Source organism: Photorhabdus sp. RM323S (assembly GCF_042879375.1).
Taxonomy (GTDB): Bacteria; Pseudomonadota; Gammaproteobacteria; order Enterobacterales; family Enterobacteriaceae; genus Photorhabdus; species Photorhabdus tasmaniensis.
On record NZ_JBHFKZ010000002.1, the window covers coordinates 133,958 to 153,774 of the forward strand.

Here is a 19,817-nt window from a genome sequence, read left to right on the forward strand (position 1 = left end):
TCTCTTTTACAACTCACTTCCCAATACAAAAACTCGAAAAAATCCTACCCAACAGATCATCAGAGGTAAACTCACCGGTGATCTCGCTCAGTGCCTGTTGTGCCAAACGTAGCTCTTCCGCCAGCAATTCACCTGAACGGGCAACCACCAGCTGTTCATGGCCTTGTTGTAGATGCTCTGCCGCAGTATTTAATGCCTGTAAATGGCGACGACGGGCCAGAAAGCCACCTTCCGTATTGCTGTTGAAACCCATCGTTTCTTTCAGATGATCACGCAGTAAATCTATTCCTTCACCACTACGGGCTGAAAGACGGATTAGTGAGTAACCACTTACTTTAATAATATCCACCTTTTCATCTGTCATATCCGTTTTATTACGAACGACGGTGATAGGAAGTAATTCAGGCAGACGAGCCATAAATTCAGGCCAGATTTCCACCGGCTCAACCGCATCGGTTGTCGTACTGTCCACCATAAACAGTACACGATCAGCCTGTTCAATCTCCTGCCATGCACGCTCAATACCAATACGTTCCACTTCGTCACTGGCTTCACGCAGCCCCGCAGTATCAATGATATGTAACGGCATACCGTCAATATGGATATGTTCACGCAACACATCACGGGTCGTGCCCGCAATATCTGTCACAATTGCCGCTTCACGGCCTGCCAGTGCATTAAGCAGACTGGATTTCCCTGCATTAGGGCGACCAGCGATAACGACTTTCATCCCCTCACGCAAAAGGCTACCTTGGCGAGCCTGAGAACGTACGCGCTCAAGTTCAACCATCACTTCATCCAAATTGGCTTCGATTTTTCCATCAGAAAGAAAGTCGATCTCTTCATCTGGAAAATCAATAGCGGCTTCCACATAGATCCGCAAGTGAGTAAGTGCTTCCACCATCTGATGAATCTGATCGGAAAAGGCACCCTGTAAGGAATTCAGCGCAGAACGAGCAGCTTGCTCCGAGCTGGCATCAATCAGGTCAGCAATGGCCTCCGCCTGAGCCAGATCCAGTTTGTCATTAAGAAAAGCACGCTCAGAAAATTCACCCGGATTAGCGATTCGCACACCAGGCAAAGTCAGAATACGTTTCAGCAGTAAATCGAGAATAATCGGCCCACCATGTCCCTGAAGCTCCAGTACATCTTCCCCGGTAAAGGAGTTGGGACCAGGAAAATAAAGAGCAATCCCCTGATCAAGCACACTGCCATCTGCATCACGAAATGGCAGATAATCTGCATAACGGGGTTTGGGTAATTTCCCTAATACCACCTCAGCCACTTGTGCTGCTTTCTGGCCGGAAACGCGTAAAATGCCAACACCACCCCGTCCTGGTGGGGTAGCCTGAGCGACAATCGTATCAGTGGTATTCATGGTTATCTCTCTTTTGCTTTTTAACTCAAATAGTTAAGGCGGCCAATGACCGCCTTTTCTGTTATAACCGCCAGAACGCGTTCTGACTAAAGCTATATTTTATTTCGCCGGCTTTTTCTCGCGGCTATGCAGACCACGTTTTTCCAGCCCACGATAAATCAGTTGCTGCTGAATAATGGTCACCAGGTTACTGACGATATAGTACAGAACCAGACCTGACGGGAACCACAGGAAGAAGATGGTGAACATGACAGGCATGTAGGTCATAATCTTCTGCTGCATCGGGTCAGTGATTGTTGTCGGCGACATTTTCTGGATGACGAACATAGTCATACCCATCAGCAATGGCAGGATGTAATAAGGATCCTGTGCAGACAAGTCATTAATCCAGCCAGCGAACGGTGCATGACGCAATTCAACAGAACCCATCAGCATGTAATACAGAGCAAGGAAAATTGGCATCTGGATCAACAGAGGCAAACAACCACCCAGTGGGTTCACTTTCTCCGCTTTATACAACGCCATCATTTCCTGGCTCATGCGCTGTTTATCATCACCAATACGCTCACGCATAGCCGCTAATTTAGGCTGCAACAGGCGCATTTTCGCCATTGAAGTATATTGCGCTTTGGTCAGCGGGTACATGATACCACGCACGATAAAGGTAATGACGATAATGGAGAAGCCCCAGTTACCGATGAAACCATGCAAGAATTTCAACAGTTTAAATAACGGCTGAGAAATAAACCACAACCAGCCATAGTCCACGGACAGATCCAGATGAGGTGCTACAGCAGCCATTTCATCTTGAATTTCCGGGCCAATCCACAGCGTAGAAGCGATCGTTTTTTCACTATTAGCGGCAACAGAGATTGGCGCACTTTTATAACCAATCGCAGCCATCTCTTTACCTAATGCGGCAGTATAGAAAGTGCTAGTTTCATTAGCAGCGGGCACCCAGGCCGTAGCAAAATATTGCTGTAACATTGCAATCCAACCGCCTTTAGTGGTGACGGATAACGGTTCACTTTCAATATCGCTAAAGCTGTATTTTTTATATTTAGTTTCGTCTGAAGAATAAGCCGCACCACGGTAAGTATGCAATGCAAAGTTATTGCTGCCGGTATCACGATGTTTTGGCAATTCAACACTCTGTTTCAGTTGACCAAAAAAGGTCATCTGCAACGGGTTTTCTGTCGTGTTATGAATGCGATAATCCACACTAATCGCGTATGCACCACGTTTTAAAACAAATGTTTTGACATAAACAACGCCATCTTTAGCGACGAAATTCATTGGGATACGTAATTCATCCTGCCCATCCGCCAATACATAGCTATCCTGTGCTGCGGTATACAGCGGGCGCTCACTATTTGCCGGGTTATCCGGGCCATCTTTACCCGTCAACCCACTTTGTGCCTGATAAGTGAAAGCAGATGTTGTTTCCAGTAATTTAAATGGGTTGCTTGAACCCAGGGTATCAGGATGGGCTAACAAGTCAGCCTCTTCAATATCACCGCCACGAGTATTGATGGTCAAAGAGAGCACATCAGTTTTAACCGTGATCAGTTTACCTTTTCCACTGCCTGGCACTGCCTGATTCTCACTGCTAGGCATATCCGTTTGTTGCGTGGCCTGTACTGTAGTTGGTTGCGGATTTTTATCTGCTTCCCATGCTTGCCAGACCAAGAAAGAAACGAACAGCAAAGCGATGAGAAGAAGATTACGTTGCGAATCCATCGTTAGTGTTCTCTGTTATCGTTGTTTTTTTCAGGTGGGACAGGATCATCACCACCTTCGTGTAAAGGATGGCATTTTAATATGCGTTTCACCGTTAACCAACCGCCTTTTATCATCCCAAACCTGCGCAGCGCCTCAATTCCATATTGAGAACACGTAGGATTGAAACGACAACGAGGTCCCAGCAGTGGACTTATCACTAACTGGTATCCTCGGATTAATGCGATCAGGAAGCGCGAGCCAAGCGACAGTGACGACGCCATAATTTACCCAAAGCTTCCGTTAACTCACGGTTATCAAGCTCAGCAACCCCTTTCTTAACCAATACCACAAAATCCATAGGAGGCAAATTATGTTGGTTCAAACGAAAACTCTCACGGGCCAACCGCTTAATCCGGTTACGCTCATGAGCACGTTTAACATTTTTTTTGGCTATAGTAAGACCGATGCGGGGATGCCCCAGCTCATTAAGGCGACCAAGGATAGTAATCTCTGGTGAACTTGCCCGTTGGGGTTGCTGGAAAACATAAGTGAAATTCTTGGGAGTTAACAAGCGTAACTCCCTCGGAAAAGCGAGCGTAACCACTAGATGGTTAGCTTTATTACTTAGAAACGGTCAGACGAGCACGGCCTTTTGCACGACGGCGAGCCAGAACCTGACGACCATTTTTGGTGGCCATACGAGTGCGGAAGCCGTGAGAACGGTTACGCTTCAGTACGGACGGTTGGAAAGTGCGTTTCATAGCGATTTCTACCTAACTTAAAATTATTACTGATTCAGTAAACGCGTTGGCAACCAGTGAGAAGTAGACACCGATGCCTCAATCGCAACATCAATATAAAGAAGCGGGATTGTAATAAAATGTACAGCTATGAGTCAATTGGCATGACACAAGCCGGCCGGCTTTTCTACTGAGTTGAATGTTTACCAACAACCTGCCCGTGCTTACACCGGAACCCCTCACCAGCTACTACCGGCAAAAAACTCTGGCATTGCACGCAGGGTGCAATATTATACGGACTGTTGAGCAAAGCGCAATGATCACCCGTTGATCTTCGTTTTCTATTATGATCATAGGTCCGGTTTTGTCTTAAATATCGGCTTATCCTCGATCTTTGTTTGATATATGCCATAACCACATTAAAGCACCTTTTACAGCCCTTTATTTCACAGGCAATTTTAACCTGTGGATAAAAAGCGCTTAAACTGTGTAAAAGAATGAAGATCTATATCGTCTTTTGCGCTATGATCGCAGGTCATGATCTGGATCTTATCTGCGGATCATGGGTGAGCGATGACATTAAAAATCGCCATAAACATGACAATTGATCCTTCCTTGCCTTGAAGGAATCGTTGTTTTGTACCCAATATTAATGAGCTAACCACTCCGATTTCTTTAATTGTTAATTGGCCTTGTTTTAGGGGAGTCCGCCGTGTCACTTTCGCTTTGGCAGCAATGTCTTGCCCGATTGCAGGATGAGTTACCTGCCACAGAATTCAGTATGTGGATACGCCCCCTTCAGGCCGAGCTAAGTGGTAACACTCTGGCACTTTATGCCCCAAATCGGTTTGTTCTGGATTGGGTAAGAGAAAAGTATATCAACAATATCAATGGGTTGTTGAATGACTTTTGTGGAGCAGAAGTACCGTTATTACGTTTCGAAGTTGGCAATAAACCTGTTTCCCAAAACGACAGCCGACCACAGAGGGTTGTTGCTCATACACCGGTTACACCTGCACCACAGAGCGCCTCAGTACGTCCCAGTTGGGATAACTCTGCGGTACAACCAGAGCTGTCTTACCGCTCTAATGTTAATCCCAAACATAATTTTGATAACTTTGTTGAAGGTAAATCCAACCAGCTTGCCCGCGCTGCCGCAAGACAGGTAGCCGATAACCCCGGTGGCGCCTACAATCCACTATTCCTTTATGGTGGTACAGGTTTGGGTAAAACCCACTTATTACATGCCGTAGGTAACAGTATTATGGCACGTAAGGCAAACGCCAAGGTGGTTTATATGCATTCTGAACGTTTTGTTCAGGATATGGTCAAAGCATTACAAAACAATGCAATAGAAGAGTTCAAACGCTATTACCGCTCTGTCGATGCGTTACTGATCGATGATATTCAGTTTTTTGCCAATAAAGAGCGTTCTCAGGAAGAGTTCTTTCATACGTTCAATGCATTACTGGAAGGTAATCAACAGATTATTCTAACATCAGATCGCTATCCAAAAGAGATCAATGGGGTAGAAGATCGGTTAAAATCCCGTTTTGGCTGGGGGCTAACCGTTGCTATTGAACCACCGGAACTGGAGACCCGTGTCGCTATTTTGATGAAAAAAGCGGACGAAAACGAAATCCAGTTGCCAGGAGAAGTCGCTTTCTTTATAGCCAAACGCCTGCGTTCTAATGTCCGCGAGCTTGAAGGTGCATTGAACAGGGTAATAGCGAATGCCAATTTTACCGGCCGGGCGATTACTATTGATTTTGTACGTGAAGCATTACGTGACTTGTTAGCACTGCAAGAAAAACTGGTTACCATTGATAATATTCAGAAAACAGTCGCTGAGTATTATAAAATCAAGGTGGCTGATTTACTTTCCAAACGGCGTTCCCGTTCCGTTGCCCGACCAAGGCAAATGGCAATGGCGCTGGCGAAAGAGTTAACCAATCACAGCTTGCCTGAAATCGGGGATGCCTTTGGTGGACGTGACCATACAACCGTGCTGCACGCTTGTCGTAAAATCGAGCAACTGCGCGAAGAAAGTCATGACATCAAAGAGGATTTTTCTAACTTAATCAGAACATTGTCTTCCTAGCGCTATGAAATTTATCATCGAACGTGAGCAATTGTTAAAACCACTGCAACAGGTCAGCAGCCCACTGGGCGGGCGCCCTACTCTGCCGATTCTGGGTAATTTATTATTACAGGTCACAGAAGGTTCTCTATTGTTGACCGGCACAGATTTAGAAATGGAAATGATGGCGCGTGTCGCGCTTTCATTGCCACACGAAGCAGGTGCAACCACTGTACCGGCACGTAAATTCTTTGATATCTGGCGCGGTTTGCCGGATGGTGCCGAAATCAGTGTGGAACTGGATGGAGACCGCCTGCTGGTACGCTCCGGCCGCAGTCGTTTTTCGCTTTCTACATTGCCCGCTGCTGATTTTCCAAATCTTGACGACTGGCAAAGTGAAGTGGAATTTTCGCTGCCACAAGCCACACTGAAACGTCTTATTGAATCGACGCAGTTCTCAATGGCTCATCAGGACGTCCGCTATTACCTCAACGGTATGTTGTTTGAAACCGAAGGCGAAGAACTGCGGACAGTGGCAACGGATGGTCACCGTCTGGCAGTCTGCTCTATGGGAATTGGTCAAAATCTGCCTTCCCATTCGGTGATCGTGCCACGTAAAGGCGTTATTGAGCTGATGAGATTACTGGATGGCGGCGATACGCCGTTACAGTTACAAATCGGCAGTAACAATATTCGTGCCCACGTTGGCGACTTTATTTTCACCTCTAAACTGGTCGATGGGCGTTTCCCTGATTATCGCCGCGTATTACCGAAAAGCCCGGATAAAACCCTGGAAGCCAGTTGCGATATGCTGAAACAGGCTTTTTCACGTGCGGCAATTCTCTCTAATGAGAAATTCCGCGGAGTTCGCCTCTATTTTAGTGAGAACCAGCTAAAAATCACAGCAAATAACCCTGAACAGGAAGAAGCCGAAGAGATTGTCGATGTCAGCTATCAAGGTACTGAAATGGAAATAGGCTTTAATGTCAGTTATGTTCTGGACGTACTCAACACATTAAGATGTGAAGAGGTTCGTTTACTGCTGACCGACGCTATTTCCAGTGTTCAGATAGAAGACTGTGCCAACCACAATGCGGCTTATGTCGTGATGCCAATGCGCCTGTAACCGGATTTACATTTCAGGTATATGACTCTTACGCGTTTACTTATCCGCGATTTTCGTAATATCGCCGCCGCAGATTTGCCTCTGGCTACCGGATTTAATTTTCTGGTTGGTTCTAATGGCAGCGGCAAAACCAGTGTACTGGAAGCGATTTATACTCTGGGTCACGGGCGCTCTTTCCGCAGCATTCAGGCTGGGCGAGTCATCCGCCATAACTGTGATGAATTTGTTTTGCATGGACGACTAGGACAACAGAAGAATGAACGGGAACTGTCTATCGGTCTGAGCAAAAACCGTCATGGCGATAGCAAAGTCAGAATTGATGGCAATGATGGTGGTAAAATTTCAGAACTCGCCAAGATGCTGCCTATGCAGCTTATTACCCCGGAAGGATTCACCCTGTTAAATGGCGGGCCAAAGTATCGCCGGGCCTTTATTGACTGGGGTTGTTTCCACAATGAGCCACGTTTTTTTTCTGCCTGGGTAAACTTGAAACGGCTGCTTAAACAACGCAATGCAGCACTGCGACAAGTTACTCGCTACAGCCAGATACGGCCCTGGGATCAAGAACTAGCGCCCCTGGCTAATCAGATAAACCAGTGGCGAACTGAATATGTTACAAACATCACTCAGGATATTGCTGATACCTGTAAACAGTTCTTACCCGAATTTATATTGAGTTTCTCTTTCCAACAGGGATGGGACAAAGAGAGTGATTACGCTGAATTACTGGAACGCCAGTTTGAGCGTGACAGAGCATTAACCTACACGGCTTCCGGCCCACATAAGGCAGATCTGCGCATCCGTGCAGAAGGAACGCCAGTAGAAGATATGTTATCCCGCGGTCAATTAAAATTGCTGATGTGTGCACTGCGGCTAGCACAGGGTGAATATTTCACCCGACAGAGCGGACAACAATGTCTGTATCTGCTTGATGATTTTGCCTCCGAACTGGATGCCGGCCGCCGTCAGTTACTGGCCGAACGTCTAAAATCCACGCAAGCTCAGGTCTTTGTTAGTGCGATAAGCCCTGGTCAGGTAACCGATATGCTTGATGGAAATAGCAGGATGTTTCGCGTGGAAAATGGCAAAATAGAGGTTCAACCACAGGATTAAAAATGAGCGAGAAACGTTGATGTCGAATACATATGACTCCTCAAGTATCAAGGTATTAAAAGGGCTGGATGCGGTTCGTAAACGTCCGGGCATGTATATCGGTGATACAGACGATGGTACCGGCTTACACCACATGGTCTTCGAGGTTGTCGACAACGCTATCGACGAAGCCCTCGCAGGCCACTGTAGTGAAGTTATCGTCACTATCCATGCTGATAACTCTGTCTCCGTACAGGATGATGGCCGCGGTATCCCTACCGGTATACACGAAGAAGAAGGTGTTTCAGCAGCCGAAGTTATTATGACGGTGCTGCACGCGGGGGGGAAATTCGATGATAACTCTTATAAAGTTTCCGGCGGCTTGCACGGCGTAGGGGTTTCTGTTGTTAACGCCTTGTCTGAAAAGCTGGAACTGGTTATCCGCCGTGATGGCAAAGTTCATGAACAGACTTATCACCTTGGTGTGCCGCAAAGCCCACTAAAAGTTGTCGGTGAAACCGAACAGACTGGTACTCGTGTCCGCTTTTGGCCGAGCATGGATACTTTCAGTAACAACACTGAATTCCAGCACGACATTCTGGCTAAACGTCTGCGTGAACTGTCCTTTCTGAATTCAGGTGTATCTATCCGCTTGCTTGATAAGCGCACCAATATTGAAGATCACTTCCATTATGAAGGTGGTATTAAAGCGTTTGTTGAATTCTTAAATAAAAACAAAACACCAATCCATCCCAATGTTTTCTATTTTTCAACAGAAAAAGATAGCATCGGTGTTGAAGTTGCCTTGCAGTGGAACGATGGTTTCCAGGAAAATATTTACTGCTTTACCAACAACATCCCGCAACGTGATGGCGGTACTCACTTAGTGGGTTTCCGTACCGCAATGACCCGTACCCTCAACAGCTATATGGACAAAGAAGGGTATAACAAGAAATCTAAAGTCAGTGCCACCGGTGATGATGCCCGTGAGGGTTTGGTCGCGGTTATTTCCGTTAAAGTCCCTGATCCAAAATTCTCTTCTCAGACCAAAGACAAACTGGTTTCTTCCGAAGTGAAAACAGCAGTTGAAACACTGATGAACGAGAAGCTGGTGGAATACCTGCTGGAAAATCCAAATGACGCCAAAACCGTCGTCGGCAAAATTATCGACGCGGCCCGCGCTCGTGAAGCAGCTCGTAAAGCACGCGAAATGACACGTCGCAAAGGAGCGCTTGATCTGGCCGGTCTGCCTGGCAAACTGGCAGATTGCCAGGAGCGTGACCCTGCGCTGTCCGAACTCTACTTAGTGGAAGGGGACTCTGCGGGCGGTTCCGCAAAACAGGGGCGTAACCGTAAAAATCAGGCAATCTTGCCACTGAAAGGTAAAATCCTGAACGTTGAAAAAGCGCGTTTCGATAAGATGCTCTCTTCTCAGGAAGTCGCAACCTTGATCACTGCGTTAGGTTGCGGTATTGGCCGTGACGAATACAACCCGGATAAGCTGCGTTATCACAGTATTATCATCATGACGGATGCGGATGTCGATGGTTCTCATATCCGTACTCTGTTGCTGACTTTCTTCTATCGTCAAATGCCAGAAATCATTGAACGTGGTCATGTATTTATTGCGCAACCGCCACTGTATAAAGTGAAAAAAGGCAAACAAGAACAATACATTAAAGATGATGAAGCGATGGATGAGTACCAACTGTCCATTGCATTGGATGGCGCATCACTTTACACCAGCAAACACGCCCCAGCCCTGAAAGGGGAACCACTGGAAAAACTAGTGACAGAATTCAATGGCGTGCAGAAAATCATTAAACGTATGGAGCGCCTGTACCCACTAAGTTTATTAAACAATCTGATTTATCATCCAAAGCTAACCGAAGAAAAGCTGTCTGATAAGGTCAAAGTTGAAGAATGGATTAAAACGTTGGTCACTCGTCTGAATGACCGTGAACAAAACAGCAGCAGCTACAGCTATCGCCTCCATGAAAATCGTGAGCGCCAAATGCACGAACCCGTTCTGTGTGTTCGTACACATGGTGTTGATACTGACTATTTACTGGACTTCGATTTTGTCCACGGTGGTGAATATCATCGTATTACCCAATTGGGCGACAAACTTGCCAATTTGATCGAAGAAGACGCTTATATTGAGCGTGGTGAACGCCGCCAACCTGTCTCTGATTTTGAGCAGGCTCTGAACTGGTTAACCAAAGAGTCACGTCGTGGTCTGTCCATACAACGTTACAAAGGTCTGGGAGAAATGAACCCTGAGCAGTTATGGGAAACAACCATGAACCCGGAAACCCGCCGTATGATGCGTGTGACAGTAAAAGATGCTATTGCAACTGATCAACTGTTCACAACCCTGATGGGTGATGCTGTTGAACCTCGTCGTGCATTTATTGAAGAGAACGCTCTGAAAGCGGCCAATATTGATATCTAATTGCTATTCTTGACAATCTCCAAAGCGCTCATATTTATTCTCTATGAGCGTTTTTTTATCTGTTATTTATAACCAATAAAGTGTAATTTATCTAATGTTTCTGTAAAACATAACTTAAATATAATCTAAGGATATAATATGGCTGATATGATTTACATGACGGTGAAGGGAAAAAAACAAGGGTTAATATCAGCTGGATGTTCTTCTGTTGATTCTATTGGTAATAAATATCAAGCAAACCACTTCGATCAGATATTAGTTTATAGCCTAAGCCATGCGATAACACGGGCTCAAAACGTCGATCATCAACCCATTGTTATCCAAAAACCCATCGACAAATCATCACCATTACTTGGTGTTGCTATTTCGGATAATGAGTCTCTTGAATGCTCTATTGATTTTTACCGAACTAATTCAAATGGTGCTCAAGAACGTTATTACAATATAAAGATCACTGGTGCCACAATCACTGAGATAAGTGTTTTACATCTGCATTCATTGAATCATAATGAGCTTCCACCACAGGAAAGTATTTCGTTAAAATATACAAACATTACCTGGAATCACCTTATCGCAGGTACTGGCAGTTATAGTATTTGGGATGACAGAATTTATTAAAAGAGCGAAACAAGACGTTTTAATTTCACGCCTTGTTTCATTAATGAACTTTTCTCGGTAGGACCAAAGCATATAAAATAGAGAATATCATACTTCCTATTTTAATCTCTTCACTATTTAAATTAATGAATTTCGATATAAAATCATAGTGTTCATTAAGGCCAACAACAAATAGTTGTATATAACCAAATATAATTATTAAAATAGAAATAAAAACAGACAAAATATAATTACTTTTTTGTCCACAATCTTTTTTATAAAATAAAATGAGATAAAAACAACTAAAGACATAATGTAATAAAGAGAAATATCCCACCAAGTTGGTTTGGTAGAAATTATAACATCGATATAATCCATATTTTTTCCTATCTTAATAAACAAATACTCAAAATAGAATATTATAATTTTTTCAGTAATCAAATAGTTATTTTAAGCTTATCCTACCCATTAACAAATTAATTTCATAAGAATCTGATCTAAAAATAATTTCAATATTTTTTTGGCAACATGCAAGCATATAAAATAGAAAACATTACACTACCCACTCTAATTACCTCACTATTTAAATTAATAAACATTGATATAATCTCATGATAACCACCATATTTAACAATAAACAATTGAATTGAGCCTAACATTACTATAATAAAAAAACCAAGAACAGAGAGAATATAACTTCTTCTTTTCTCTATGGTCATTTTCATGAAAAAAAGAAAAAACAAAAGTGCTAATGATAAAAGATAGTACAGAAAAATATCCTGCCAAGTAGATTGAGTGGAAATTGTAACATCGATATAATTCATTATTATTACCATTAGAGGTCAGTATGAATATTTAAATTTTCGCGGGAACATTATCATGATTAAAATTGAAAATATCACCGCACCTATTCTTATTACCTCATAATTTAAATTTAAAAACCTAAATGGTGGAATCAAGGAATAACCGAATTTAGATATAATTAATTGATCTGTGCAAAAAGAAAACAAAAACAAAAGATTAACTATAAATATAAAAATACTTTTTTTACTTTCTGTGTATTTTTTAAAAAATAAGAAAAATATAGAAGAAATCATCATAAATAAAAAATATAATAAAAAATCAAGATCAGATGATTGGGTAGATATAATTAATTCTTGACTCATATTATTTCTCTTCTTCTATTATCTTATAAACACTCCAAAGAGTAACACCATCAACTGCCACTTCTATACTTAATGTTGAAAAATACTTTTCTTTACATATAGGCTAAAATATCCATTTATAAAAAAATTTATTTAGAGTACTTACTTGGAATCAAAAAAATATATAATATTGAAAATATGAAACCACCAAATTTTATACTTTCACTTTTAAAGTTAATAAAATGCGGTATATCGTATTCATATCCTGTTAAAATTATCTGAATGCTAGATAATATAAGAACAGAAATAACACCAAAAACAATAAAAACATTATTACTATTTTCTTCTACAATTCTTTTCATAATAAACAAAAAAATAATATAAGAATAGATAAAACATAATAATACAATATATCTAGCCATGATGATTTAGTTGAAATAATAATATCATTATAATCCATTATTCTTTTTCCTTTTGTATTTTATAAATACCCCAAGCAGTATAAGAATCAGCAGTAACTTCTGTTGATAAGCTAATTATATCCATTTCTTTCCACCCTCTGGTAAAATCATTATTGATATTTCTAAATAAGCTCCAGGATTTTTCCCTTGGCTTCAAGACTTTTCTAAAAACGCCATATTTAATTTTACTATGACTGATATAGCGAAAAGATAACGTTCTTGCCAGCTCTCTTAATTCTCTTACTTTTAAACTCAGTAGCTTATCTTGTTCCATTCCCGTCATCTCCATAAAAATGATTTACCAGGCAGATACAAACCATAAATATAATTTATGAAATATAACAAAAATAAACCAATAAAGAAACAACCAACAAAACCATCAAATGCTATATAGAGAAATCCACCCGAATAACGAGTGGATTTTTACATAACTAAATAGATTAAAATGATTAAACCAGAATACGTAGCATACGACGCAGAGGCTCTGCTGCTCCCCACAACAATTGGTCACCTACTGTAAAAGCAGATAAATATTCCGGGCCCATATTCAACTTGCGTAAGCGCCCCACAGGAGTATTCAACGTGCCTGTTACCGCTGCCGGGGTCAATTCCCGCATACTCAGCTCACGATCATTTGGGATCACTGTTACCCAGTCATTATGCGCAGCCAGTAATTGCTCAATTTCAGGAATCGGAATATCTTTTTTCAATTTCAAAGTAAATGCTTGGCTGTGGCAACGTAAAGCGCCGATACGTACACACAAGCCATCAACGGTAATAATCTTATTACCGGTATTGAGGATCTTGTTGGTTTCTGCCTGCCCTTTCCACTCTTCACGGCTCTGGCCGTTATCAAGCTGTTTATCAATCCATGGGATCAAACTACCTGCCAGTGGTACACCAAATTGGTCTGTTGGTAAAGAACCGCTACGGGTGAAATCTGTTACCTTTCTTTCAATATCCAGGATAGCAGATGCCGGATCTTGCAACTCTTTTGCTACCTGAGTATGCAAAGAACCCATCTGAACCAGTAATTCGCGCATATGACGGGCACCGGCACCAGAAGCTGCCTGATAAGTCGCAACAGAAGCCCATTCAACCAAATCATTAGCAAACAAACCGCCCAGAGACATCAGCATTAAGCTAACAGTACAATTACCACCAACAAAAGTTTTTATACCTTTATTAAGACCTTCCTGAATATGAGCATGATTGACCGGATCAAGAATAATGATGGAATCATCATTCATACGCAGCGCTGATGACGCATCAATCCAATATCCCTGCCAACCCGTTGCTCTTAACTTCGGATAAACCTCATTGGTATAATCGCCACCCTGACAACTAATAATAATGTCCAGAACACTAAGAGCCTCAATATCGAAAGCATTCTGTAAGGTACCCTGTTGACCGGTAAAATCAGGTGCAGTCTGCCCATGTTGTGATGTCGTGAAGAATGCAGGATGAATAATATCAAAATCCCGTTCTTCAATCATACGTTGCATTAATACTGAGCCAACCATACCGCGCCAGCCGATAAAACCCACATTTTTCATCATTATTGTCCTGCTTTGGTGAGTGTTGATAAGATATTCTGATTACACTAAAGCTGACAAAATATGACCGGGGACGCAAGTGAATTTATTCACTATTCACGAGATATTGAGCAACGTAGTTAATTGAGGTGCATAACAAGTCCGGCACACAATAAAAGCCACCTATTATCGGTGGCACACATCTGCAACCCACTTCTAATCTTCAAGCCAAATTCAGTTGAGTTTTAGGCTTTTCTTTGGGATGTGGCTTAACGCTTATCACTTCACCCGGCTTGGAAATAAAACGGACAAACGTTTCATGGCTAACGAAAGTTGCACCACAATTGATGTTTTGACACTGGTTATAACGTTCTTTTGTCTGACTAGAATGCTCAAAGCTACTGCGTGCATGAGCAGCTTTACCACAAAGAGGACACTTGATCATATTTCTCTACCCTTAACTAAAACATGAGCTCTCATCATGCGAACAATATAGCAATAAGGTCTTATTTTAAAAATAATTATTTCATATCGAGATCATCAATTTTTAATTCCAGAGTCAGTGCTGTTGTAAAACCTCCCCCCGATCCATTCATCGTGTGGATGACCGTCGTTAATGTCCATTCCGCAGCATCTATTTCTGGTTTAAAACCAGTCACTTTTATGGGTATTTCAGGGTAGAGATCGGCACGTCCCCGAGCCAGTTGAATTGAAAATGTCGCAGCCCCACGTTGCATTTTTTCCCAGACAACTTTTGCAGCACGTTTAGCGCTGTCTTCATCAGCATAAACACGAGGAAGTTCCAGTACGTTATCTTTACTGCCTACCAGATAGGAATTTGATCTATCAGAATTTTTTTGGCTTTTTCGTTCAATGGCTACAGTATGTTTTTCCTCTGGCTTACGGGTATTCAGCCAGTTTGCCACCACACCGGTATAAGCCTCACGGTCAGAGAGAGTAAAATTGTGGCTGTCCCCTGACTGACGCGTGATCACTAATGCAGGGATAACCTCACCGCTGGCTGTTTTATTCTGCCCTTGCCGAATGAATATCAACTTGCCATTTTTTACTGAGGCAATTGCTCCTTCCTGTTTCGCCAAGCGAGTAAGAAAACTACCATCAGACTCATTAGTCTGATCAATATGATTAATAAATACCTTCGCTATATCCTCATGTAAATCAGCAGTAAGGTTATTTCTGGCAGCAATAGTATGAACAATCTCACCAATCGTTTTCTCATGATAAGATTTTTCACGTCTCATATTGAGAGATTCACGGAAATCAGCACTACGGGCGCGGATAGTTAATTTATCCGGCGCTCCACTGTGCCCAATTTCATCCACAGTAAAACGTCCTTTACCAATCAATGATTGCCCCTGCCAACCCAATGCCAATGAAATCACATTACCTCGGGAAGGCAGCATCAAGGTGCCATCGGCATCATCCAATTCAATATCAAGCTGATCGGCCTCAAAACCGCGATTATCCGTCATCGTCAGTGATATTAGGCGCGATTGAATGCGCCCACTGATATCTTTATTATCAATTTCCAGAAGAAATGCCGGTGTATTGCCCTTTTCGGTAACCCAGTCAAATTCAGACATCATGGCAATACCTCCCTGACTCTACCTGCCAAATTGTCTGTAATCATTGAGAATTGATCCTGAAGATCACCGAACATTTCACCCAGAGCACTATCAACTCGCCGTAATGTTAAAGTGAAATCAATTTTGCGCGCAGCACCATCCGACATAAATTCAGTTTTTGTCTGATCAATACTTTCAATCACAAACATGCCGTAAATCGTGCCACTGCCATCTATAAAGGACCACGCTTTACCGCTATCAGCCATAACTTGTAAAGCCACCAATGACAAACGACCACCTGTAATTTCGGGATATAACGAGCCGGAAAGTGTCATAGTGTCATTATCTGGTCCCAAAAATTGCCAAGCAGGCCGTATCCCGATACGGCTATTAAAAGCATGTCGCCATGACTGTTGATGTTGCAGACTCTGATATGGCGTCGTTTTTAACATAAAAACAAATAAACCCAGTGCAGCCATCATAATTAGAATTCTCCTCTATCAGAGAATGAACTGCGTAAACGAGCTTGCTGTTTACGTTCCCGATCATCCAGTTCGCGCCTAACCATTGCGGCAATATCCTGCGCAGATTGCCCCGGTGCACCATAGATATTTATATGATAGACCGGCGATTCATTGCGGTACTGTATTTGGCGTCTGTCCACCTTTTCCTGAATCTGTGAATAAGCATGAGCCGGTAAACTCTGAGTATGCAACGGTGCTGTTCTAGCAGCCACAGAGGGTGCCATCACGCTTAACGAAAATGCGGCAGCAGCAGCAAGTCTGGCAGTCTGCCGTCGGCTAATGACATTGACAGGCCCTGCGACAATCTCTGGTCCGTATTCGCCAACAATACCAAATCCTCCAACGGGAATAATTCCCCCTCTGTCATGTTTAGGCAGAATTGAACTGACATTAGGATTCATATTATTACTGACGCCTTTTGAAGCATCTTCCCATGGCCGCATCCAGTCAGGAATATAATCAGACAATGAAGTCAATTTCTTTTTCAACGCTTCCCATTTTTCATTAATCCCATCCAGCAAACCATTAACTATCTCGATGCCAAACTCTTTAAACTGATTGGGCAAATTCATTATACCGGTAATAATTTCATTCCACTTATCCGAAATCGATATTCTAATATTTTCCCAAGTTTCCAATGTGTTCTGTTTAACGGATTCCCAGGCATTACTGATATTAGTTTTAATATTCTCCCAGGTTTGCAGAACACTCTGTTTAATAGATTCCCATTTCTCACTTAGATTGGTTTTGATATTTTCCCAAAGCTGAGAAAATTTCGGCCCCAATGTTTCCCAGTTTTGCCAAATATAAACAGCCGCCATAGAAATCAAACCAATAATGGCGAGGATTGGGTTAGCCATCATCAGGCGACCAACAATCATCATAGTACTTCCCAACATTTTCAGCGCATTGCCGACAAACCCCAGCGCTCTCACACCAGTACTACCAAAGAGAGTAAGGCTATATTTCGCTACAGCTAATGGAAGTAATATTGAAGCGATCGCCTGTGCCAATGCGCCGAAAACAGTTAACATCCCTCCGACTACCATCGTGATAGTCGCAAGCATTGCAGCCAAACGTGGGTTGGCCTTCATCCACTCACCGACTTTATTGACCACATTTGTTACTTGCTGAGTCACTCCCCTTAAAGGACCTTCTACGCCGGAAAACATCTGTACCCCCAGATCACTCCAGGCGGCATTAAGCTTTTGGATATCACCGGTGAGGTTATTAGTCATTACAGATGCCACTTTTTGAGATTCACCTTGAGCACTTTTTAGTTCGGCGATAAAAGCCTGTAATCCTCCCTGTCCTGCTTGATTCACCAGCACATCCAAAGCTGGAGATGTATTTTCACCACCAATTGCCGTGAAATAACTCGTACGTTGCTCGCTATTCATTGACCGGGTTTTACTATCCAGTTCAGCAAGGATGTCCGGTAATTGCCGTAAATTACCTTTAGCATCACGGGTTTTAATATCGAGTTGTTTCAATGCGGCGGCGGCAACTTTAGGTGGTTCAGCCAATCGTCCTAGTACACGGCTCAGAGCCTCTCCAGCTTCACTTCCTTTAATATTGGCGTCACTCAGCTTTCTTGTAGCCGCAGCAACGGTTTCAATATCAACCCCCAAAGCAACAGCCGCGGGCGCGACAAATTTCATGGTGTCACCCAATGCCGCCAACGTCGTTTTTGAACCCGTGAACGTTGCTGTTAAAACATCACTAACATGACTCATCTCTTCGGATTGTAATTTGAATCCTTCCAATACATGGGTACCAATATCAACCACAGCAGCAAAATCTGTACCGCTTGCCTGTGACATTAACACCGAGCCAGGCATCATATTCTTTATCTGTTCAGGAGAATAACCCGCAGAGGCATACAAGCTTTGCCCCTGTGCAATCTGACTGGCAGAAATCCCTGTTCTTTTACTTAGCTCACGACTTTGATTGAGCAACATGGCATATTCAGGAGAATTTTTTTCAATATTAGTTTGTGCCTGAATCTTGGACATTTGAGCATTAAGATCGTAACCCGGCATCAGAAAATTTTTGCTGGTTGTCAGTACTTTAATGCCCGCCGATTTTGCATTAGCGCCATGTTGGCTAATACGATCACGAAACTCTTTGATTTTGCTATAACGGTTTCCACCATGATTTTCTTCTTTTTTGCTACTAGTATGCGCAGTTTCCTGCGCATATTCAGGAGCAGAATAAGATTTAATCACTTTACAAGTCTGATTTAATAGCTTGAGTTCACCACGGTTTTGCCGGATGGCATCCACCAAATTTTTATTACTCCTCTGTGCGGATTTCAAAGCGTTGGTCAGCTTATTAACGGACTGCATGACAAATTTAAGCTGTGACTGTGTATTATTCATTTTCTGCACCACTTCGTAAGATGGCCCGATGTCGCCAGTCCAATAATTCCGGCAGTGACATTTCATCTGTTACTGCCGGAGACCAGTGGAAAACGGTAGCAATATCTGCCACCAGTTCATCTACGGTTAGTCGGTCTGGAAACCGGACTTGGCCGACTTCGGTAACAAAAAATTGACCACCTCAACACTGAGATTAATCAGATCGCCGGGTGTCATTGCCAACAGGTCACTTTTAGTGAGAGCGGGAGTGGTAACGCGTGGCAAAACTAATATCATTGAGTCCACATCCATCTCCAGTAAAGCCTGTAGCCGAGCACCACGCAGCGCCCCACTGTTAGGTTTGCGAACCACCACCTCAGTGATGTTGCTACCACCACGTGCAAGTGGTTCTTCTAATACGATTGTGCGCTGCTCGTCGTTTTGAGTAATGAGTGTTTCTGTCATGGTTCAACCTTGTTTATCCGATTAGATTAAAGACCCATAGCGCGGCGATGATCTGCCAGACGATCCTCACCATTAACCACTTCAACCATGTTAACGGTATCCACTTCGATCAGAACTTCACCATCCCATGTCAATTTGAAATAGGTGTTTTTAGCGCTGATTTTAGTCTGAGTGTTATCCCCTTGCTTATAAGTACCGTGATCAAACTCATGGAAGCGGCCACGCATCACGACCTCAACAGCAATCACATCGCTGGTATCATCGCGCTGACAGGAACCTGCAAAACGCAACATTACGCCATCGGCTTTAGTCAGCCCCCACTGCCGATAATGCTGAGCTTCCATACCTCCCAGAGTAAATTCAACATCCAATGCACCGTCATCCAGACCTAAGTCCACCATTGCGCTGCCATTCATACCACCGCCACGATAAGCTTCCAGTTTACGGCTCAGCTTAGGCAGAGTCAGTTCTTCTACTATTCCCTGATAGTTATTGCCGTCATTAAACAAGTTCAGGTATTTAAGTTTGCGTGGTAATGCCATCTGTGCCCC

Annotated in this window: 20 protein-coding genes; 5 read left to right on the forward strand and 15 right to left on the reverse strand. The window is 43.0% G+C overall.

Annotated elements, in window-relative coordinates; translation table 11 throughout:
• Positions 1-13: 13 nt before the first annotated feature.
• The 5 genes from mnmE to rpmH form a co-directional block, all read right to left on the reverse strand.
• Positions 14-1,378, reverse strand: a complete 1,365-nt coding sequence (mnmE, locus tag ACGF7G_RS01660) for a tRNA uridine-5-carboxymethylaminomethyl(34) synthesis GTPase MnmE (RefSeq protein WP_387463113.1) — start codon at positions 1,376-1,378, stop codon at positions 14-16.
• Positions 1,379-1,477: 99 nt separating this feature from the next.
• Positions 1,478-3,118 carry a membrane protein insertase YidC gene (yidC, locus tag ACGF7G_RS01665; RefSeq protein WP_387463115.1) on the reverse strand — a complete coding sequence of 547 codons (1,641 nt, stop codon included), beginning with the start codon at positions 3,116-3,118 and terminating at the stop codon, positions 1,478-1,480.
• Positions 3,119-3,120: 2 nt separating this feature from the next.
• Positions 3,121-3,381 (reverse strand): membrane protein insertion efficiency factor YidD, encoded by a 261-nt coding sequence (gene yidD / locus ACGF7G_RS01670; RefSeq protein WP_133814091.1) that lies wholly within the window; start codon positions 3,379-3,381, stop codon positions 3,121-3,123.
• Positions 3,345-3,704, reverse strand: a complete 360-nt coding sequence (gene rnpA / locus ACGF7G_RS01675) for a ribonuclease P protein component (RefSeq protein WP_133814092.1) — start codon at positions 3,702-3,704, stop codon at positions 3,345-3,347. The genes yidD and rnpA overlap by 37 nt, the downstream gene beginning before the upstream one ends.
• Positions 3,705-3,720: 16 nt before the next feature.
• Entirely contained in the window at positions 3,721-3,861 is a 141-nt protein-coding gene (rpmH, locus tag ACGF7G_RS01680; RefSeq protein WP_036845347.1) for a 50S ribosomal protein L34, read from the reverse strand.
• A 691-nt stretch (positions 3,862-4,552) separates the two neighbouring features.
• Here rpmH and dnaA point away from each other — a divergent pair.
• The 5 genes from dnaA (at position 4,553) to ACGF7G_RS01705 (ending at position 11,211) form a co-directional block, all read left to right on the forward strand.
• Complete coding sequence (gene dnaA, locus ACGF7G_RS01685; protein ID WP_166296037.1) at positions 4,553-5,941, forward strand: chromosomal replication initiator protein DnaA; 1,389 nt, start codon at positions 4,553-4,555, stop codon at positions 5,939-5,941.
• Between the two features lie 4 nt (positions 5,942-5,945).
• On the forward strand, positions 5,946-7,046 hold the full coding sequence (gene dnaN, locus ACGF7G_RS01690) for a DNA polymerase III subunit beta (RefSeq protein ID WP_133814093.1): 1,101 nt from the start codon (positions 5,946-5,948) through the stop codon (positions 7,044-7,046).
• A gap of 21 nt (positions 7,047-7,067) precedes the next feature.
• Positions 7,068-8,159 carry a DNA replication/repair protein RecF gene (gene recF, locus ACGF7G_RS01695; RefSeq protein ID WP_387463117.1) on the forward strand — a complete coding sequence of 364 codons (1,092 nt, stop codon included), beginning with the start codon at positions 7,068-7,070 and terminating at the stop codon, positions 8,157-8,159.
• Positions 8,160-8,178: 19 nt separating this feature from the next.
• Positions 8,179-10,593, forward strand: coding sequence for a DNA topoisomerase (ATP-hydrolyzing) subunit B (gyrB, locus tag ACGF7G_RS01700; protein ID WP_387463118.1), 2,415 nt, complete (start codon positions 8,179-8,181; stop codon positions 10,591-10,593).
• A 138-nt stretch (positions 10,594-10,731) separates the two neighbouring features.
• On the forward strand, positions 10,732-11,211 hold the full coding sequence (locus ACGF7G_RS01705; RefSeq protein ID WP_387463120.1) for an Hcp family type VI secretion system effector: 480 nt from the start codon (positions 10,732-10,734) through the stop codon (positions 11,209-11,211).
• 488 nt (positions 11,212-11,699) lie between these two features.
• Here the strand turns inward: ACGF7G_RS01705 and ACGF7G_RS01710 are convergent, their stop codons facing one another.
• The 10 genes from ACGF7G_RS01710 to ACGF7G_RS01755 all read right to left on the reverse strand — a co-directional run bounded on the left by ACGF7G_RS01710 (position 11,700) and on the right by ACGF7G_RS01755 (position 19,808).
• Positions 11,700-12,014 carry a hypothetical protein gene (locus ACGF7G_RS01710; RefSeq protein WP_387463122.1) on the reverse strand — a complete coding sequence of 105 codons (315 nt, stop codon included), beginning with the start codon at positions 12,012-12,014 and terminating at the stop codon, positions 11,700-11,702.
• Positions 12,015-12,794: 780 nt separating this feature from the next.
• The gene (locus ACGF7G_RS01715) at positions 12,795-13,070 is read right to left on the reverse strand and encodes a DUF4225 domain-containing protein (protein WP_387463124.1); all 276 of its coding nucleotides are present in this window, start codon (positions 13,068-13,070) and stop codon (positions 12,795-12,797) included.
• Positions 13,071-13,245: 175 nt separating this feature from the next.
• Entirely contained in the window at positions 13,246-14,352 is a 1,107-nt protein-coding gene (gene asd / locus ACGF7G_RS01720) for an aspartate-semialdehyde dehydrogenase (RefSeq protein WP_387463197.1), read from the reverse strand.
• Positions 14,353-14,554: 202 nt separating this feature from the next.
• Positions 14,555-14,776, reverse strand: coding sequence for an ogr/Delta-like zinc finger family protein (locus tag ACGF7G_RS01725; RefSeq protein WP_133814099.1), 222 nt, complete (start codon positions 14,774-14,776; stop codon positions 14,555-14,557).
• 76 nt (positions 14,777-14,852) lie between these two features.
• The gene (locus ACGF7G_RS01730) at positions 14,853-15,938 is read right to left on the reverse strand and encodes a phage late control D family protein (protein ID WP_387463125.1); all 1,086 of its coding nucleotides are present in this window, start codon (positions 15,936-15,938) and stop codon (positions 14,853-14,855) included.
• Positions 15,935-16,399: a phage tail protein gene (locus tag ACGF7G_RS01735; protein ID WP_133814101.1), complete on the reverse strand. Its 465-nt coding sequence runs from the start codon at positions 16,397-16,399 to the stop codon at positions 15,935-15,937. Before ACGF7G_RS01735 ends, ACGF7G_RS01730 begins: the two co-directional genes overlap by 4 nt.
• Before the next feature lie 2 nt (positions 16,400-16,401).
• Positions 16,402-18,822, reverse strand: coding sequence for a phage tail tape measure protein (locus ACGF7G_RS01740; RefSeq protein ID WP_387463127.1), 2,421 nt, complete (start codon positions 18,820-18,822; stop codon positions 16,402-16,404).
• The gene (locus tag ACGF7G_RS01745) at positions 18,815-18,934 is read right to left on the reverse strand and encodes a GpE family phage tail protein (protein ID WP_011144425.1); all 120 of its coding nucleotides are present in this window, start codon (positions 18,932-18,934) and stop codon (positions 18,815-18,817) included. The genes ACGF7G_RS01740 and ACGF7G_RS01745 overlap by 8 nt, the downstream gene beginning before the upstream one ends.
• A 14-nt stretch (positions 18,935-18,948) precedes the next feature.
• Positions 18,949-19,266: a phage tail assembly protein gene (locus tag ACGF7G_RS01750; RefSeq protein ID WP_387463128.1), complete on the reverse strand. Its 318-nt coding sequence runs from the start codon at positions 19,264-19,266 to the stop codon at positions 18,949-18,951.
• A gap of 26 nt (positions 19,267-19,292) precedes the next feature.
• Positions 19,293-19,808: a phage major tail tube protein gene (locus ACGF7G_RS01755; RefSeq protein WP_387463130.1), complete on the reverse strand. Its 516-nt coding sequence runs from the start codon at positions 19,806-19,808 to the stop codon at positions 19,293-19,295.
• Positions 19,809-19,817 lie beyond the last annotated feature (9 nt).

What these genes read in the sequence shown, in the direction of transcription:
- mnmE (WP_387463113.1), bottom strand. Translation starts at nt 1,378, where the DNA reads ATGAATACCACTGATACGATTGTCGCTCAGGCTACCCCACCAGGACGG.
- yidC (WP_387463115.1), bottom strand. Translation starts at nt 3,118, where the DNA reads ATGGATTCGCAACGTAATCTTCTTCTCATCGCTTTGCTGTTCGTTTCT.
- yidD (WP_133814091.1), bottom strand. Translation starts at nt 3,381, where the DNA reads ATGGCGTCGTCACTGTCGCTTGGCTCGCGCTTCCTGATCGCATTAATC.
- rpmH (WP_036845347.1), bottom strand. Translation starts at nt 3,861, where the DNA reads ATGAAACGCACTTTCCAACCGTCCGTACTGAAGCGTAACCGTTCTCAC.
- dnaN (WP_133814093.1), top strand. Translation starts at nt 5,946, where the DNA reads ATGAAATTTATCATCGAACGTGAGCAATTGTTAAAACCACTGCAACAG.
- recF (WP_387463117.1), top strand. Translation starts at nt 7,068, where the DNA reads ATGACTCTTACGCGTTTACTTATCCGCGATTTTCGTAATATCGCCGCC.
- gyrB (WP_387463118.1), top strand. Translation starts at nt 8,179, where the DNA reads ATGTCGAATACATATGACTCCTCAAGTATCAAGGTATTAAAAGGGCTG.
- ACGF7G_RS01705 (WP_387463120.1), top strand. Translation starts at nt 10,732, where the DNA reads ATGGCTGATATGATTTACATGACGGTGAAGGGAAAAAAACAAGGGTTA.
- ACGF7G_RS01710 (WP_387463122.1), bottom strand. Translation starts at nt 12,014, where the DNA reads ATGAATTATATCGATGTTACAATTTCCACTCAATCTACTTGGCAGGAT.
- ACGF7G_RS01715 (WP_387463124.1), bottom strand. Translation starts at nt 13,070, where the DNA reads ATGGAACAAGATAAGCTACTGAGTTTAAAAGTAAGAGAATTAAGAGAG.
- asd (WP_387463197.1), bottom strand. Translation starts at nt 14,352, where the DNA reads ATGAAAAATGTGGGTTTTATCGGCTGGCGCGGTATGGTTGGCTCAGTA.
- ACGF7G_RS01725 (WP_133814099.1), bottom strand. Translation starts at nt 14,776, where the DNA reads ATGATCAAGTGTCCTCTTTGTGGTAAAGCTGCTCATGCACGCAGTAGC.
- ACGF7G_RS01730 (WP_387463125.1), bottom strand. Translation starts at nt 15,938, where the DNA reads ATGATGTCTGAATTTGACTGGGTTACCGAAAAGGGCAATACACCGGCA.
- ACGF7G_RS01735 (WP_133814101.1), bottom strand. Translation starts at nt 16,399, where the DNA reads ATGATGGCTGCACTGGGTTTATTTGTTTTTATGTTAAAAACGACGCCA.
- ACGF7G_RS01740 (WP_387463127.1), bottom strand. Translation starts at nt 18,822, where the DNA reads ATGAATAATACACAGTCACAGCTTAAATTTGTCATGCAGTCCGTTAAT.
- ACGF7G_RS01750 (WP_387463128.1), bottom strand. Translation starts at nt 19,266, where the DNA reads ATGACAGAAACACTCATTACTCAAAACGACGAGCAGCGCACAATCGTA.
- ACGF7G_RS01755 (WP_387463130.1), bottom strand. Translation starts at nt 19,808, where the DNA reads ATGGCATTACCACGCAAACTTAAATACCTGAACTTGTTTAATGACGGC.